This window comes from Mesorhizobium sp. WSM4983, from assembly GCF_029625765.1.
GTDB lineage: Bacteria > Pseudomonadota > Alphaproteobacteria > Rhizobiales > Rhizobiaceae > Mesorhizobium.
Map to the genome: position 1 here is coordinate 234,887 of NZ_JARTVM010000003.1, position 16,381 is coordinate 251,267.

Here is a 16,381-nt window from a genome sequence, read left to right on the forward strand (position 1 = left end):
GAATTCAAGCGCCGCGCTTCGGGGCTGATGCCAAAATCGCTGCTCTCTTTTCGGCGACTTGCATGAGACGGGCAAAGACAGCTCTACCAGCCGGACGCCTAGAGCATTTCACCGTTTCACGGAAACGACGAAATGCTCGGGCTTGTTTGTTCTGACGCAATTCCGGACGGAAAACCGCTCACACTTTTTCTCGAATTGCTCTAGACCGGATTGAACCTTTCCGACTCAGCCTGCGACTGACGGCCAGGCGCCGCATGGCGCGGGCCGGAAAGGGAGCCCGTATGATCAGAAATCCAGAGCCGCGGTGGTCCGGGGAAGCAACAGGAGCTCGGCGCGATCATCGGCTTCGGGATGGAGACGACGCGCTCGGCTTTCGGCTGATTCCGTTGACCCTGCCAGGCACCCGGCGTATCGTGAACAGGCGGAAAACAGACAATTCTATCAGGGACGAACGAGCCGGAACGCTGCGACTTACCTTGTTTTGCGCGGCGAAATCGGAGGGTTCTTCCGACGACTTCGGGGGGAGCTCAATGTCTCGCGACCGCGGCTCGTTCGTGGCTTTTCGCGGCGGCGGTTTGCGCCGCGCGATCGTGACCACCAGCGGAATTCTTGCCCTGGCACTGGCCGCCGGCTTTTGCCTCGGCGGTGCGGCAAAGGCTCAGGAAGCCCAGATCACCTATCCGGGCTCGATGGCGGTGACCGGCTTCCCCGGCACGATCATCCCGGATTTCGGCTCTCCCGATTCCGAAAAGGGCGGCCTGCCGCCCGGCGTCGACCCGGTCGACGAAACCTTCATCGACACTTCGCAGGCCTCGTTGCGCATTTTCAACGTCTCGCAACTCGGCGGCCCAGCTTCGGGCCAGCTCGTCTACACGCCGCCGCCCTTCGAGGTGACAGCCGGCCAGATCGGCGAGGTCTTCGGCCTCACTTATGACGACGGCGTGCGCGATGGCGTGCCGTCGGGCATTCCGAACCTCTATACGGCGGCGACCTCGCTGCACGGCATCGAGATCGTCACGCCGGACGCCGACGAGGACGGGCGGCCTGAGCGACAGCGCCGCGGCGCCGCCGGCGCTGTCTTCATGAACGGCCAGTTCGGCATCGAAAATGGCGGCGGACCGGGCACCATCTGGAAGATCGACGGTATCTCGGGCGCCGTCTCGAAATTCGCCGACATCGACACCAACAGCGGGCCCGGCATCGGCAACCTCGCCTTCGATCCGACCCATCGTGAGTTCTTCGCTTCGGATCTCGATACCGGGCTCATCCACCGCATCGATATCGAGGGCAATCTGATCGACAGCTTCGACCATGGCGTTGCCGGGCGTCCCGCGCATGGGCTGGCCCCGGTCGCCGACGACGGCGCCGTGATGGACATCCACGATACTGCCTTCGATTCGGAAGACCCCCGAACCTGGGGCTATACGCAGGATGCGCGCCGCGTCTGGGCCGTCGCCTACCATGGCGGGCGGCTCTACTATTCCGTAGGCGAGAAAACCGAAATCTGGTCGGTCGGCATTGCAAGCGACGGGGGTTTTGGCCGCGATCCGCGCTGGGAACTGACGGTCAAGGCCGACCAAGATTATGCCGTCACCGATATCGCCTTCGACAATCAGGGTTTCATGTATCTTGCCCAGCGCGGCCCGGTCGAGAACCGCTACGATTACAGCCGCTTCGCCGATACCGGCAAAGGCGAGGTGATCCGCTACCAGCGCGAGGATCCGGACGATCCGGCAACGGAATCGGTCTGGGCCGAGGTGCCGCAGGAATATGCGGTCGGCTTCCCGCAGGGCAACCGGCAGTCGGCAGGCGGCGTCGACCTGCAATACCGCTACGACCCCGAAGGCAATCTTGACACCTCGGTCTGCACCGACACGGTCGTGAACACCGGCGACAAATTGCGCGACAATCCGGAGCTTGCCGAGCGCCTCGCCGCCGGCGGGCCGCTTGCCGTGCATGGCGTCCAGCTCACGCCAAGCAAGCTGGTCAAGCCGGTAAACGTGCCGCCCTTCGGCTCCTGGGTCGTCGACTTCGACGGCTATTTCGAAGACCCTGACGTCCAGGGCCATGTCGGCGACGTCAGGGTCTGGCGCCCCTGCGAGGGCCGCGCCGGCTATTATGAGGAAATCCCCGGCGGCTTCCTGCCTCCCGTCTATCCGCCGGACTTCCCTCCGCCCGGCAACCTGCCCCCATGCCTCGATGTCGAGGACGTGCAGTATTTCTGCACACCCCGCGGCCTCCGGGCCGACCTCTATCTCGATGACCACGCCGGCTTTGGCGGCGATTCGATCAAGGCTTTGTCCAAGACACCGGGCGTCGGGGTGACCTCACCCATGTCGCATGCGCCGGGCAAGCCCTACACGATCGGCATCATCGGCCATAATCCGGGCGACACCGTCAATGTCGGGCTCTGCTTCTACCGGAAGTCCGACCGGGACAAAGGCGGCTACTATCCTTGCTGCAAGGTGACGCTGCCGCTGAGGACGCCGGCCGTCGAGTGCGAAGTGCCGAGGAGGGACAGATGAGCGGTCTCGTCCTTTCCCGCCCTGCCCCGCGCAAAGCCGTCATGGGCACGATCATGAAACCCCTGTCATACGCCAGGCGCGGCGCGCGCTGGCTGATGGCGGCCGGTGTCGCGCTCGCCATGATGCCGGCAGTGCCGGCGCTTGCGCAGGACAAGGCACCGGCCGGCCAGATCGCCAACCCGGAAATCACGGCTGGATCGCGCGGCATCAATCCGGAGCTCGGGCGGATCATACCCTTCTTCACCAAGAAGGGTGGCCTAAGGGGCTGCGATAGTGTCGAATACGTCTTGAGCTTCGGCATCCATGGCGACCCGCAGGACTTCGACCGGCCAAGCGTGGCGGCCCTTCTGAAGGCGACAAGGCTCGACTTCAAGGACCAGTTGCCGCACGGCTTGCAGATCGTGAGCGTCGACCTCGTCGGCGACGGCACGGGCGCTTCCGGCGGACCGCTGCCCGCTGCTTCGATCAGCACATCGGCCGGCCCAAATGATACGGCAAGCGTTTCCAATTTCCGGATCAGCGCTTCGAACCTCGACGGCGTCGGCGCTGCCGACGAACGCGTGATCACTTTCCGGATCACGGCCAAGATAGACCATGCCGCCTTCGCCGCGCCGGCAACGGTCGATAACCAGGGTGAGATGAAGGTGGCCTTCAGGGGCGGCCCGGCAACCACGATCCCCTCGCAGGATCCGGACAAGCCCGACGACGCCGATTTCCTCACCGGCGTGAAGACCTCGATCACGATCGACCTGAGCAAGTGCAACCCGCCGCCTCCGCCTCCCAGCAAGGAATGCTTCAAGGTCGAACGCGGCACGGTCGACTGCGTGCCCGGCGGCGGCGCCTTCATCTATCACATGCCGGTCGGTCCGGAGATGGCCGGCAAATGGGTGCAGCTGTCGACGACGACACCCGGCATCACCATCGCCACCGACACCCAGCAGGTACCTGCCGGCGGCGGCGTGTTGAACTGGAAGATCATCGGCGCCTCGCCGGGCGAGGCCATCCATCTCGTCGTCACCGGCATCGACACCTATGCCGGGCCGAAGGAAGGCTGGGGACTTTGCTGCACGCAGGAGATCGACATCGACATTCCGCGTGATCTCAGGTGCCCGCCCCAAAAGCAGCCCGACCTCAAGGTGGAGAAGTGGGCAGAGGTGCCGCGCTGCACGATGTCCGGCGGCTGCGACTTCACCATCACGGTCACCAATGTCGGCGATGCGCCCTATAACGGCAAGATCGTGCTCGACGAGGTGACATTGCCGGCCGGGTCGGCGCTGTCGTCGGGACCGAACCCACCCTGGGTCTGCGCGCCCGGGACGACGCCGATGACCTGCACCCATCCGGCAACCACGCTCAACCCGGGCGCCTCCGCCGTCCTCAAGCTCGGCTTCAAGCCGGCCGGCGGCTGGCAGGGCAGCGTGCTGCGCAATTGCGCCGCCTATGACTACCAGGCGAGCGGCAAGCCGCTGTTCGGCAGCCAGCAGAACGATCGCGGCTGCGCCTCGATCCCGGTCTGCCGCCGTGGCGATCGCGATCCGCAATGCCAGCCTGCGGTCGAGAAGAAGGTCGACCTGCTGCTGAAGAAGCGCGCCCGCATGCCGGTCTGCACGCCGGACGGCATCTGCAGCTTCGTGATCGATATCATCAACAACGGCACCAGCACCTATCACGGGCCGCTGACCGTGATCGACACCTATCCGGGCGACGCGCCGACCTCCTCGGCCTTCGGGCCCAGCCCGCCATGGACCTGCTTGCCGAACGGCCCCGGCCAGTTCCGCTGCGACAATGCCGGCATCTCGCTGCCGCCGGGCGCCTCGACGCCCATCGTGGTCAAGGCGGTCATGCCGGCAAACTACCGGCCGGACACGGTCGAGAACTGCGCCGAGGTGAAGGCCATTGCCGGCGAGGTCGACCTCGCGAACAACAAGGCGTGCGCGACCGAGCGCATCCGCCGTCCGAATGGCGCCAAGCCCGGCCTGCGCATCACCAAGGCGTGCGAGAGCTCGCTGGCCGGTGCGTCTTCGGTATCCTGCCGCATCACCGTGACCAATGCCGGCACTGCTGCCCCCACCGGTCCGGTGCGGGTCAACGATGCCGCCACGCTGGTGTCGGGCGGCGCGCCGGTCGCTGTCCGGACCCTGACCCCGGACGGCGCCGACTGGAACTGCGGGCCAGTGCCCGCCAACATGCTGTCTTGCCAGATTGCCGGCGCCGTCATGACGCCCGGAACCAGCCGGCACTTCGACGTGACGGTCGGCGGCAATGACGCGTTCGAGAACTGCGCGCGCGGCTCTTTTGGGCCGGCGCCCCGCGACGACATCGTCTATCCGATCGGCCAGGCTTGCGCGAAGGGCGGTGGGGCCTCCATGATCCGCGTCGAGAAGACCGGCGACAGCGAATGCCAGCCAGGCGCGCCCTGCTCGTTCGAGATCACCATCACGAATGGGGGGCCGAATGCCTTCTCCGGTCCGGTCCGCATCGGCGATGCGGTCGGCATCGACGGTCTCGGCAGGCTGGAGGGTGTCAAGATCACCGCGATCGACCCGCCTTTCGGCTGCTCGCCGGAGCCGGCGACGCTGCCGGCGTCCTGCATCGCCAATCTGACGCTGGGCGCCGGCGAAAGCCATACGCATCATGTCACAGTGGTCCTTCCCGACGACGCGCGCCTTGCCACTCTGCGGGGTACGGTCAGCGGACAGAACTGCGTTGGGGTGCTCTCGCCAAACACGCCGGTGCAGGGCGGCGGCGATGTGCTGTCGCGCGCCCCAGCCAACGCGCAAGGCGACCGCGGCAGGGCCTATGCATGCCACCCCTTCACAATCAAGCGTGAGGTCAAGAACCAGTGTTCGGGCGGCATGGTGCTCAACTCGGCCGGCCGCTGCGCCTGCCCGGACGGCACCACATTCCGCAACGGTCAGTGCTCGTCCGGCGGCACCAAGCTTCTGCCGCTGCCAGTGCCGCAGCGCTGCGTCCTACCCAAGGGCCAGATCCGGACCGAGGACGGGCGCTGCGTCTGCCCGCGAGGCGCCGAGCTGGAAAACGGCAGATGCGTTCAGAGCGAGCAGCCGCAGGAGCCGCAGTGCACGCTGCGTCCCGGCCAGTACCGCGACCAGGACGGCAATTGCGTATGCCGGCGCGGCGAGCTGGTGAACGGCGTCTGCCGCGTCGCTCCGCCGAAATGCACTATCCGCGGCGCCGTGCCGACACCGGATGGCTGCGCCTGTCCCAAGGACACGCATGTCGACCGCGCCGCCAAGGCTTGCGTGCCCGACAGGCAGCAGCCGCCCAGCCAGTGCCGCATTCGTGGCCAGGTGCGCAATGCCGATGGCGATTGCGTCTGCCCGAGGGGGACGGCGTTGAAGGGCAAAGCCTGCGTGCCGGTCAGGAAGCCGCAAGCATGCTCCATCCGCGGCCAGTTCCTCAACAAACGCGGCGTCTGCGTGTGTCCACGCGGCACCGAAGTGATCGAAGGTAGATGCGGCAGGTTCGAAGACGCTGTATGCGCGCCGGGCTCGGAGATGATCGATGGCATGTGCCAGCCGATCATCAGGCGGCGCTGCCCGGTCGGAACGGCCGGCCGGTATCCGGATTGCTTCCCGATCCGCAGGCGGCCAGGCGTGGAGATCGATCCGGACCTGCTGCTCAATCCGAATATCCTGCAGCAGTTGGTGCCAAGAAGCCAACCAAGGCTGCAGCGGAACCCGGCGACTGACAACCTTCAGTAAGGCAGCCCATCACTACCGCGCCCGCGAACCCGCCGGAAAAATCCAGCGGGTTCTCTCCTTCCCGCATCGCAGCTCGCGTTTTGCGTGCCCGTCGAGCGAAGCGGAAAACACGCTTCCCCTTGGCCGGACGATGGTCTAGGCAGACCCGCGTGCCAGCGCGCAGCACAGAGCGCCGATGAGGATGCCGGGAGAAGCCTTTCATGAGCAAGAAGACCCTGATCGCACCATCGGTGCTGGCGTCGGACTTTTCGAAGCTCGGCGATGAGGTCGAAGCGGTCGCGGCGGCCGGAGCCGATTGGATCCATCTCGACGTGATGGACGGCCATTTCGTGCCCAACATCACTTTCGGCCCACCGGTGATCAAGGCGATCCGCAACCGGACAAAAACCTTCTTCGACTGCCATCTCATGATCGCGCCTGCCGACCCCTACCTGGCGGCCTTTGCCGAGGCCGGCTGCGACGGCATAACGGTCCATGCCGAGGCCGGCCCGCATCTCGACCGTTCGCTGCAAACCATCAAAGGTCTCGGCAAGAAGGCCGGTGTCTCGCTCAACCCGGCGACGCCGGAAACGGCGATCGAATATGTGCTCGACCGGCTCGACCTCATCCTGATCATGACCGTCAATCCCGGCTTCGGCGGCCAGGCTTTCATCCCGGCGATCGTCGACAAGGTGCGAAAGGTCAAGGCGCTGATCGGCGAGCGCCCGATCCGCATCGAGGTCGACGGCGGCATCTCGCCAGAAACGGCGCCGCTGGTGACGGCCGCCGGCGCCGGCGTGCTGGTGGCCGGCGCGGCCATTTTCAAAGGCGGCACAGTGGAAACCTATCGGGCAAATATCGAAGCGATCCGCTCAGCCGCCGACAAGGCCGTTAAAGACGTCGACAGTGCGTTCCTAGCAAAGCCGCCTCGCTAACTAAGGGCTGTTCAGTATACCGAGTTATGTCAAGTCTCCCACTGACGTCAGCCTTTTTTCAAGTGGATTTTACTTTATTCGATAATTGACCCCGCCTTGTCTTAAAGTACGAATATCGCCATCATACGTTTTTAGGCGGCAGTGCTCGGCTGTAAGATACATCGTATGAAATTGCTTGGCCGAGGGACCCTGCAAAACAGGGGCCGGCAACAGGAGTCAAATTGCCATACGGGAACGCCGATACGGGCGAAGGCAAGGGTGCCAAGAGCACGCTGGCCAGTTCGGTCTACCATCAGCTCCGCGAGGACTTGCTGCGGGGAGCTTTGGAAGCCGAGGGCAAGCTGCGCGTCGAATGGGTCGTTTCCCGGTATGGCGCCGGCGCTTCGCCGGTGCGCGAGGCGCTGAACCGTCTGGCCGCCGAGGGATTGCTCGGCCGCCACGACCAGCGCGGCTTCTTCGTGATGCCGGTCAACGCGGCCGAGCTGGAGGAGCTCACCCGCACGCGGTGCTGGCTGGAAGAACGCGCATTACGCGAATCCATTGCGCACCGAACGGCGGAATGGGAAGAACAGCTGGTGCTCGCCCTGCACCGCCTGGCGCGCGCCGAACGCCGCCGGCCCGATGACCCGGCAACCAACAATCCGGAATGGGAGAAGCTGCACCGCGCCTTTCATCGCGCGCTGATCTGCGCCTGCCGCTCGCATTGGCTGATCGGCTTTTGCGACCAGCTTTCCGACCAGGCCTCCCGCTACCGGCTGATCTCGCAGCGCGGCCCCGGCTCCGAACGCGACGACTTCGGCGAGCACCGGACGATTGCCGAGCGGACCATGGACGGCGACGCCGACGGCGCGGTCGAGGCCTTGCTCAGTCACTACCGCCTGACGGCGGAGATGTGCATGGCGCAGCTCAGCCCAGGCGACGGTCCGCGGGCTCGCGCAGGCAAGGCCGCGCGCGGTCGCAAATAGCTGCCCATCGCTGACAAATCTGATATTCGCTCTGGCCGAGCTTTCGACGCCAGGGGACGACATGACCAATCACCTGTTCGACGCGTTTCGCGCCAGCATGCCGGCGCCTGGCCAAGTGCTGATGGAGACGGGTGACGGGCGTTCGATTTCCTATGCCGACATGCTGGCGTGGTCCGCGCGGTTTGCGCACGCGCTGGTCGCCGCTGGTGTGCTGCCCGGCGATCGCGTCGCGGTGCAGGTGGAGAAGACCCCTGAAGCTTTGCTCCTCTATCTCGCCTGTCTGCGCGCCGGCGCCGTCTTCCTGCCGCTCAACACCGCCTATACGCTGCCGGAGCTCGACTATTTCTTCCGCGACGCGGAGCCGCGGCTGGTCGTGTGCGATCCGGAAAAGGTGAAGGATGTGCAACCGCTTGCCGCATCGGCGGCGGCGGCAACGCTGACGCTAGGCCGCGACGGACAGGGCACGCTTGCGGACCGTGCGGCGCTGCAGCCGGCGGATTTTGCGGATCTGGAGCGCGGCCCCGACGATCTTGCCGCCATCCTTTACACGTCTGGCACGACGGGCCGCTCCAAGGGCGCCATGCTCAGCCACGAGAACCTCGCCTCCAACGCGCGCGTGCTGGTGGATTACTGGCGCTTCAGCGGCGATGATGTGCTCATCCACGCGCTGCCGATCTTCCACACGCACGGCCTGTTCGTCGCGACCAACGTCATCCTGATGGCCGGCGCAAAAATGCTGTTCGAGCGGAAGTTCGACCCGGCCCGTGTGATTTCGCTTCTGCCGCGCGCGACCGCGCTGATGGGCGTGCCGACCTTCTATGTGCGGCTCCTGCAGCAGCAGGGCCTGACGAAGGATGCGGCCAGCCGCATGCGGCTGTTCATCTCTGGTTCGGCGCCGTTGCTTAGCGAGACGCATAATGCCTGGCGCGAGCGCACCGGCCACGCCATCCTCGAACGCTACGGCATGACCGAAACCAACATGAACACCTCCAACCCCTATGACGGCGAACGGCGCGCGGGCACGGTCGGCTTTCCGCTGCCGGGTGTCTCGCTGCGTGTCGCCGACCCCGAAAGCGGCAAGCCGCTAGCCCAGGGCGAGATCGGCATGATCGAGGTGAAGGGCCCGAACGTCTTTGCCGGCTATTGGCGGATGCCAGAGAAAACCAAGGCCGAATTCCGCGACGACGGCTTCTTCATCACCGGCGACCTCGGCCTGATCGATACCGGCGGCTATGTCCACATCGTCGGCCGCGGCAAGGACCTGATCATCTCGGGCGGCTACAACGTCTATCCCAAGGAAATCGAGAGCGAGATCGACGCGCTTGCCGGCGTTGCCGAAAGCGCGGTGATCGGGGTTGCGCATCCCGACTTCGGCGAAGGCGTCACGGCCGTCGTGGTGCGCAAGCCGGGCTCGGCAATCAGCGCAGCCGATATCGCCGACGCCATCGCCGGGCGGCTGGCCAAATACAAGCATCCAAAGCAGGTGATCTTCGTCGACGAATTGCCGCGCAACACGATGGGCAAGGTGCAGAAGAACGTTTTGCGCGAGGCGTTTAAGGATATCTACCAATCCAGGCCGCAGAGCTAGGACCAGTGCAAACGCCCGGTAGCTTCGCCATTTTGGGGCGGAGCAAGGAGCGAAGCGACGCGGGAAGACCCTAGGATCCATGCCTTAACGCCCAACGTTGCAACAATTACAGAATTCTGCACCGTTGCGCCCCACGGCAGAGGTCACGACAAGGATCCTCGGGTCAAGGCCGAGGATGACGAAGGAAGAGGCCTACGCCGCAAACACCTTCTCGCCGCCGATCCAGACATTCTTGACGTCCAGGTCTTCCGACAGCCCGACAATGTCCGCTGCGGTGCCGTTGGCGAAGCGGCCGAGGCGATGCGCCTGGCCGATCGCTTCGGCGGGATAGAGCGAGGCCATGCGGAGCGCCTCGTCGAGATCGAGCCCGACCACGCGATGGACAAAGCGCACGGCGGAAATCATGTCTAGATCGGCGCCGGCCAGCGTGCCGTCGGCAAGCCTGAGACTCCCGTCCTTGCGGTAGATGGTACGGCCGTTGAGGGTGAAGGATGTCATGTCGGTGCCGATCGTCGCCATGGCGTCGGTGACCAAAAGGATCTTGCCCGGGCCTTTCTTGGCATTGAGTGCAAGCGTCATGGTGCCGGGATGGACATGGATACCGTCCGCGATGATGCCAGCGTAGAAGCTGCCGGTGTCGATCGCCGCTCCGGCCAGTCCCGGCTCGCGATTGCCGATCTGGCTCATGGCATTGAAGAGATGGGTGACGACCGTGGCGCCGGCCTCGGCGAAGGCCGTTGCCGTGGCATAGCCGGTGTCGGAGTGGCCGAGGCTGACAACGATGCCGGCCGCGGCCAGCGCCGTGACCCGGGCCGGCTGGACCGATTCCGGTGCGACCGTGGTGAGCAGCACCGGCAAGCCCTGACGCGCCGCGACCAGCGCAGCCTGGTCAGCGTCCGTCATTGGCCGGATAAGAGCCGGATCATGCGCGCCCTTGCGCGCGACGGACAGATGCGGGCCTTCGAGATGCAGCCCAAGAAAAGCCGGCACCTTCTTCCGGGCGGCCTCGGCGCCGGCGTCGACCGCCGCGGCGGTGATCGCCGGCGTGTCGGTGATCAGCGTCGGCAGGAGCGCCGTGGTGCCGAAGGGCGCGTGCGCCCGGCAGATGGTCTCGATCGAGGCGACATCGGGATGGTCGTTGAGCATAACGCCTCCACCGCCATTGACCTGGATGTCGACGAAGCCGGGAACCAAGAGGCCGCCACCGGTCTCGACATGGGAGACGCCTGACGGCACGGCGCCGGCGGGCAGAATGGCCTCGACCACGCCGTCCTTGACGACAAGGGCCGTATCGTCGTGCCAGTCGGCCCCGTCGAAGATACGGGCGCCGGTGAGGGCGAAACGGTCGCTCATACGGTTTCCGTCACCTTGCGCAGATTGCGTGGCGCATCCGGATCGAGACCGCGATGGCGAGCGAAGGCCTCGACGAAGCCATAGAAGGACACGATCAGCGGCAGCGGATCGGTTAACGGATGGCCGGTTGCGACATACGACAGCAGCCCGGCTGCCTTCGCATTATCGGAGGTGACGAAAGCGGCCGCGCCTTTGGCCGTCAAGCTATCGGCGGCCTCGGTCACCGAAGGCTCCGACGCGTCCCGGGCAGCAAGCGCCAGGACCGGGAAGCCCGGCCCGACCAGCGCCAGCGGCCCATGCATGACCTCGGCGGCGCTATAGGCCTCGGCATGCATGGCGCAAGTTTCCTTGAATTTTAGCGCCGCCTCGCTGGCGATCGCGAAGGATGGGCCGCGGCCGAGGATGAACAGCGAGCGCGGCGTCTCGAGCGCCGTGGCGAGCGCCATCCAGTCGCAGGCGATCGCCTTGTCGAAATGCTCCGGCAGGCGGGCGAGCGCAGCAAGCAGCGCCTCATCGCCAGTGCTGTGCGCCATCAGCGCCAGGGCCGCGACGGCCGAATTGACGAAGGTCTTGGTGGCCGCGACGCTGCGCTCCGGGCCGGCGAGAATGTCGATGGCGTAATCCGAGGCGCGCGCCAGTGGCGAGTCGGCGGTGTTGGTGATGGCGACGGTGAGCGCGCCGCCGGTTCTCGCGGTTTCGGCCATAGCGACGATGTCGGGACTCTTGCCCGACTGCGAGATCGCCAGGCAAGCCGAGCCGCGCAGCCTCAGCTTCGCGCCATAGATGGAAGCGATCGACGGGCCGACGGAAGCGACGGCGAGGCCGGCCGTCAGCTCCACGGCATATTTCATGAAGGTGGCGGCATGGTCGGACGAGCCGCGCGCCACGGTGACGACGAAATGCGGATCGCGCTCGCGAAGGCCGCGGCCGGCCTCGGCCAGCACCTTGGCTGAGCCGTCCAGCAGGCGGGCGGTGGCCTGCGGGATCTCCTCGATCTCGCGCCGCATGTGGGTGGCGGTTGCGCTCATGGCCGGCTCTCCTCTCCCGGCCCGGTCAGCCGGAGTTCCGCGACGAAGTCATAGGCGTCGCCCCTGTAGATCGAGCGCGTGAACTCGATCACCTTGCCGCTCGCCAGATAGGAAATACGTTCGATGTGCAGGCCGGCAACCCCCGGCGGCACTTCGAGAAGGCGCGCGTCGCCGTCGCCGAGATTGGCGGCCGAAATGCGCTGCACGGCCCGCATCGGGCGGTTGCCGGTCAGTTCCAGCGCCGCGTAGAGCGAGGAGCCGATCGCTTCGGGGTCGGGAAGCACGCTCGCCGAAATCGCGGCGCGCTCGATCGCCAGCGGCGTGTCGTTGGCGATGCGCAGGCGCGCCACGCGCGCCACCAGCTCGCTCGACGACAGGCCGAGCACCATCATCTCGTCCGGCGAGGGCGCATAGAGGCCGCGGTCGAGCCAGGCCGAGCGCACGACCATGCCGCGGCGCGCCATATCCTCGGTGAAGGAGGTGAGCCGCGACAGCGACTGCTCGACACGTTCCATGCGCGGGGCGACAAAGGTGCCGGAGCCATGGCGCTGGACGAGGATGCCGCCCTTGACGAGATCCTGCACGGCCTTGCGCACAGTGACGCGCGAAATGTCGGCCTTGCTGGCTATATCGCGCTCTGAAGGCAGCGCGTCACCCGGCCCGATCAGGCCGCGATTGACCGCTTCCTCGATGCTTTTTCTCAGCTGCAGGTAAAGCGGCGCTCCGCTTTGCGAGGATTCTTTCAGCATAGCGAAGATCTGGTCGGCGGCGCTCATCGCGGCGCCTCCGGCAGCATGGCGAAGATCCGGTCGACGGCGCTCATCGGGCGCCTCCGGACTTGCCCGCGAAGATGCGCGCGGCCATCTGCACCGCGCCGCCGAGCGCGTCGTCAAGCGGGGCCTTCAGCAGCGCCTGATAGCGCCCCGACAGCCGCGGCGCGTAGAGCGGCGCCAGGCCGCCGAGCAGGCATAGCGGAGCATCGTCGGCGAGTTCGAGCGCGCCCAGCGAAGCCTCGACATCGGCAACCGCCTTATCGAGGATCCAATTGGCGACGAGATCGCCCTTTTCGGCATGCTCGAAGACTTTTGGGGCGAAACCGCCGAAGTCGCCGGGCTTGGCGTTGGTGGTGAACTCGACCACGTCCTCGGGATTGTTGCGGAAGACGGCAAGCATGGCATCCGTCAGCGGCGAGCCGGGGCGGATGCCGTCATAGGCAAGGAGCGTCTGCTCGAGCAGGTCGCGGCCGATACGGGCGCCGCTGCCCTGGTCGCCGACCTGGAAACCCCAGCCGCCGATGGCGCGCGACTTGCCCGCTTTGCGCGCCATATAGGCGGTGCCGGTGCCCAGGATCGCCATGGCGCCGTCGCCGGAGCCGACGGCGCCTTCGAGCGCGATCTCGGCATCGGTCTCGACGCGGCTTTTGCTGAACGGCAGGATCGCTTCCAGCTGCTGCCTGTAGGTGCCGACATTGGCTCCGGCGAGGCCGAGAATGGCAGGCGTCTCGGGGATCAGCTCCGGATCTTCACCGGCGGCCACGAAAGCCTGCCTTGCCGCCTCGACGATGTTTGCGCGCGCACCGGTAAGGTCGGTGCGGATATTGGCCGCGCCGCTCTTGGCGCGGCCAACGACAGCGCCGTCGGCGGTCGCAAGGGCCGCCCTGCAGCTTGTGCCGCCGCCATCGATGCCAAGCACGAATTTCACGCGATTTTCTCCTCGTCGCGGATAATACCAATAAAATACCAACAGCCAAGCGTTAATTTCGGGCTCAAAAAAGATTAAGGCGTATTTGATTGAAAGGACATGGAAATTTGTTCCCGACGCGCTCCGGAGCATGAAAACGCAATGAGAGATGTGGACAAGTGGTATTTTTTTGGTATTGTTCGATCAGTTGGAGGAAAGCGGATGGCCGAGACGCGCACGGAAGCGCTTCATCAGAACGCCGCGGGGCTGGATGTCCAGGCCCCGGACGCCATCCTTTCGTTCCTCGCCAATGCGCAAATCGAGGCCGCCAGGGCCGTGCACGGCGCCATTCCGGCCATTGCCGAGGCCGCCGAGCTTGTCGCCAGACAATTGAAGGGTGGAGGCAGGCTCGCCTACGCGGCAGCCGGCAGTTCCGGCCTCATGGCTGTCGCCGATGCGCTGGAACTTCCCGGCACATTCGGTATAGCGCGGGACCGCATCGCCATCCTGATCGCCGGCGGCGACGAGGCGTTCCGCACGCTTGCCGGCGGACCGGAAGACGATACCGAGGAAGCCGCGGCAGCCGTCGCGAATGCCAATATCGGCAAGGGCGACTGCCTGATCGCCATCTCGGCCAGTGGCTCGACGCCCTATGCCGTCCAGGCGATCGGCGATGCCCGGCGCCGGGGCGCGGCGACGATCGCGATCGCCAACAACAAGGGCGCGACGCTGTTCGGCGAGGCCGACGTCGCCATCCTGCTCGAGACGCCGCCGGAGCTGATCGCCGGCTCGACGCGCATGGGCGCGGGAACAGCACAGAAGATCGCGCTCAACATGCTCTCGACGCTCGCTGCCGTCCATCTCGGCCATGTGCATGACGGCTACATGGTCAACCTTGCCGCCGACAACATCAAGCTGCGTGACCGCGCGGTGCGCATGGTGGCCGCCATCAGCGGACGCAGCCGCGAAGACGCGGCGCGCCTGCTCGAAGAGAGCGGTGGCGGCGTCAAGACTGCCATTCTGCTCGCCGCGGGTGCTGCCAATGCCGATGCGGCCGAGAAGATACTGGAAAAAGCCGGCCAGAAGCTCAGGCCGGCGCTTTCCGCGATCGAGGGGAGCAAGGCGCGCTAGCCGCTGTTCTCATCAAAACCGAACCTGAAAAAGGTCAACAGGGAGACTGGACATGACGACCAAACTACTGACGGCACTTCTCATCGGCACGAGCATTCTCGGCACCACCGGGATGGCCCTCGCCGAAGACGTCACGCTCAATATCGAGAGCTGGCGCGGCGACGACCTGACCATCTGGAAGGACAAGCTGATCCCGGCCTTCGAAGCCAAGAACCCCGGCATCAAGGTGGTGTTCGCGCCCTCGGCGCCGACCGAGTATGACGCGGCACTCGGCGCCAAGCTCTCTGCCGGCTCGGCGGGCGACCTGATCACCTGCCGCCCCTTCGACAAGTCGCTTGAGCTGTTCAAGAAGGGCAACCTCGCCGACCTCTCGTCGCTGCCCGGCATGGACAACTTCTCTCCGGTCGCCAAGGCCGCCTGGCAGACCGACGACGGAAAGTCGAGCTTCTGCGTGCCGATGGCTTCGGTCATCCACGGCTTCATCTACAACAAGGACGCCTTCGACAAGCTCGGCCTCAAGGTGCCGACGACGAATGAAGAGTTCTACGCCGTGCTGGACAAGATCAAGGCGGACGGCACCTATATCCCGATGGCGATGGGCACGAAGGACCTCTGGGAAGCCGCGACCATGGGCTACCAGAACATCGGCCCGAACTACTGGAAGGGCGAGGAAGGGCGTCAGGCGCTGATCAAGGGCGAGCAGAAGCTGACCGATCCGCAGTGGGTTGAACCCTACAAGGAACTGGCCAAGTGGAAGCCCTATCTCGGCGACGGTTTCGAGGCGCAGACCTATCCGGACAGCCAGAACCTGTTCACGCTCGGCCGCGCCGCCATCTACCCGGCTGGCTCCTGGGAGATCGGCCTGTTCAACACCCAGGCGCAGTTCAAGATGGGCGCCTTCCCGCCGCCCGTGCAGAAGGCCGGTGACACCTGCTACATCTCCGACCACACCGATATCGGCATGGGCCTGAACGCAGCCTCGAAGCACCCGGAAGAAGCCAAGAAGTTCCTGTCCTGGGTCGCTTCGCCGGACTTCGCCAACATCTACGCCAATGCGTTGCCGGGCTTCTTCAGCCTGAACAACACCCCGGTGAAGATGGAGGACCCGCTGGCACAGGAATTCGTCTCCTGGCGCGGCAAGTGCAAGTCGACGATCCGCTCGACCTACCAGATCCTGTCGCGCGGCACGCCAAACCTCGAGAACGAGACCTGGGTCGAATCGGCCAACGTGATCAACGGCACCGACACGCCGGAAGCCGCGGCCAAGAAGCTGCAGGACGGCCTCGACAGCTGGTACAAGCCGGCGAAGTAAGACTTTAGCCATTCGAACCGGCCGGGCAGCTGCCCGGCCGGCCTTCGGACAGATCTAGATAGCGATTGTCGGCGCCGCCTCTCGGTCTTACCCTCACCCTTGCGGGAAGACGAAGCCGCACTGTCGCTGGCCTTGTCCCCCGCATCATGGGGACAGTCAG

General features: G+C 65.6%; 11 protein-coding genes. 7 read left to right on the top strand and 4 right to left on the bottom strand.

Going from position 1 to position 16,381, the window contains the following annotated elements; all coding sequences use genetic code 11:
• Nucleotides 1-254: 254 nt before the first annotated feature.
• From P9254_RS12015 to P9254_RS12035, 5 genes are all read left to right on the top strand, one after another.
• Nucleotides 255-2,525, top strand: a complete 2,271-nt coding sequence (locus tag P9254_RS12015; RefSeq protein ID WP_442920309.1) for a hypothetical protein — start codon at nucleotides 255-257, stop codon at nucleotides 2,523-2,525.
• Nucleotides 2,522-6,250, top strand: coding sequence for a DUF7929 domain-containing protein (locus tag P9254_RS12020; RefSeq protein WP_278054930.1), 3,729 nt, complete (start codon nucleotides 2,522-2,524; stop codon nucleotides 6,248-6,250). Before P9254_RS12015 ends, P9254_RS12020 begins: the two co-directional genes overlap by 4 nt.
• 200 nt (nucleotides 6,251-6,450) lie before the next feature.
• Nucleotides 6,451-7,164 carry a ribulose-phosphate 3-epimerase gene (gene rpe / locus P9254_RS12025; protein ID WP_067324053.1) on the top strand — a complete coding sequence of 238 codons (714 nt, stop codon included), beginning with the start codon at nucleotides 6,451-6,453 and terminating at the stop codon, nucleotides 7,162-7,164.
• A 221-nt stretch (nucleotides 7,165-7,385) separates the two neighbouring features.
• Complete coding sequence (locus P9254_RS12030) at nucleotides 7,386-8,129, top strand: GntR family transcriptional regulator (protein ID WP_067324052.1); 744 nt, start codon at nucleotides 7,386-7,388, stop codon at nucleotides 8,127-8,129.
• A gap of 61 nt (nucleotides 8,130-8,190) precedes the next feature.
• Nucleotides 8,191-9,717, top strand: a complete 1,527-nt coding sequence (locus P9254_RS12035; protein WP_278052345.1) for a malonate--CoA ligase — start codon at nucleotides 8,191-8,193, stop codon at nucleotides 9,715-9,717.
• A 192-nt stretch (nucleotides 9,718-9,909) separates the two neighbouring features.
• On the opposite strand, the gene nagA is transcribed toward P9254_RS12035, so the two are convergent.
• From nagA to P9254_RS12055, 4 genes are read right to left on the bottom strand one after another with little or no spacing between them, the layout of a single operon-like run.
• The gene (gene nagA, locus P9254_RS12040; protein ID WP_278052344.1) at nucleotides 9,910-11,070 is read right to left on the bottom strand and encodes an N-acetylglucosamine-6-phosphate deacetylase; all 1,161 of its coding nucleotides are present in this window, start codon (nucleotides 11,068-11,070) and stop codon (nucleotides 9,910-9,912) included.
• On the bottom strand, nucleotides 11,067-12,098 hold the full coding sequence (locus P9254_RS12045; protein ID WP_278052343.1) for an SIS domain-containing protein: 1,032 nt from the start codon (nucleotides 12,096-12,098) through the stop codon (nucleotides 11,067-11,069). The genes nagA and P9254_RS12045 overlap by 4 nt, the downstream gene beginning before the upstream one ends.
• Nucleotides 12,095-12,874 (bottom strand): GntR family transcriptional regulator, encoded by a 780-nt coding sequence (locus P9254_RS12050; protein ID WP_095799128.1) that lies wholly within the window; start codon nucleotides 12,872-12,874, stop codon nucleotides 12,095-12,097. Before P9254_RS12050 ends, P9254_RS12045 begins: the two co-directional genes overlap by 4 nt.
• A 43-nt stretch (nucleotides 12,875-12,917) precedes the next feature.
• On the bottom strand, nucleotides 12,918-13,799 hold the full coding sequence (locus tag P9254_RS12055) for an N-acetylglucosamine kinase (protein ID WP_095799127.1): 882 nt from the start codon (nucleotides 13,797-13,799) through the stop codon (nucleotides 12,918-12,920).
• A gap of 201 nt (nucleotides 13,800-14,000) precedes the next feature.
• On the opposite strand from P9254_RS12055, the gene P9254_RS12060 reads away from it, so the two are divergent.
• Both P9254_RS12060 and P9254_RS12065 read left to right on the top strand, forming a co-directional pair.
• The gene (locus P9254_RS12060) at nucleotides 14,001-14,909 is read left to right on the top strand and encodes an N-acetylmuramic acid 6-phosphate etherase (protein WP_278054935.1); all 909 of its coding nucleotides are present in this window, start codon (nucleotides 14,001-14,003) and stop codon (nucleotides 14,907-14,909) included.
• Nucleotides 14,910-14,961: 52 nt separating this feature from the next.
• Nucleotides 14,962-16,221, top strand: coding sequence for an ABC transporter substrate-binding protein (locus tag P9254_RS12065; protein WP_067324040.1), 1,260 nt, complete (start codon nucleotides 14,962-14,964; stop codon nucleotides 16,219-16,221).
• Nucleotides 16,222-16,381: the final 160 nt, after the last annotated feature.

Coding starts and splice junctions, on each gene's coding strand:
- nagA (WP_278052344.1), bottom strand. CDS start 11,070: ATGAGCGACCGTTTCGCCCTCACCGGCGCCCGTATCTTCGACGGGGCC.
- P9254_RS12060 (WP_278054935.1), top strand. CDS start 14,001: ATGGCCGAGACGCGCACGGAAGCGCTTCATCAGAACGCCGCGGGGCTG.
- P9254_RS12035 (WP_278052345.1), top strand. CDS start 8,191: ATGACCAATCACCTGTTCGACGCGTTTCGCGCCAGCATGCCGGCGCCT.
- P9254_RS12015 (WP_442920309.1), top strand. CDS start 255: ATGGCGCGGGCCGGAAAGGGAGCCCGTATGATCAGAAATCCAGAGCCG.
- P9254_RS12050 (WP_095799128.1), bottom strand. CDS start 12,874: ATGAGCGCCGCCGACCAGATCTTCGCTATGCTGAAAGAATCCTCGCAA.
- P9254_RS12065 (WP_067324040.1), top strand. CDS start 14,962: ATGACGACCAAACTACTGACGGCACTTCTCATCGGCACGAGCATTCTC.
- P9254_RS12020 (WP_278054930.1), top strand. CDS start 2,522: ATGAGCGGTCTCGTCCTTTCCCGCCCTGCCCCGCGCAAAGCCGTCATG.
- rpe (WP_067324053.1), top strand. CDS start 6,451: ATGAGCAAGAAGACCCTGATCGCACCATCGGTGCTGGCGTCGGACTTT.
- P9254_RS12045 (WP_278052343.1), bottom strand. CDS start 12,098: ATGAGCGCAACCGCCACCCACATGCGGCGCGAGATCGAGGAGATCCCG.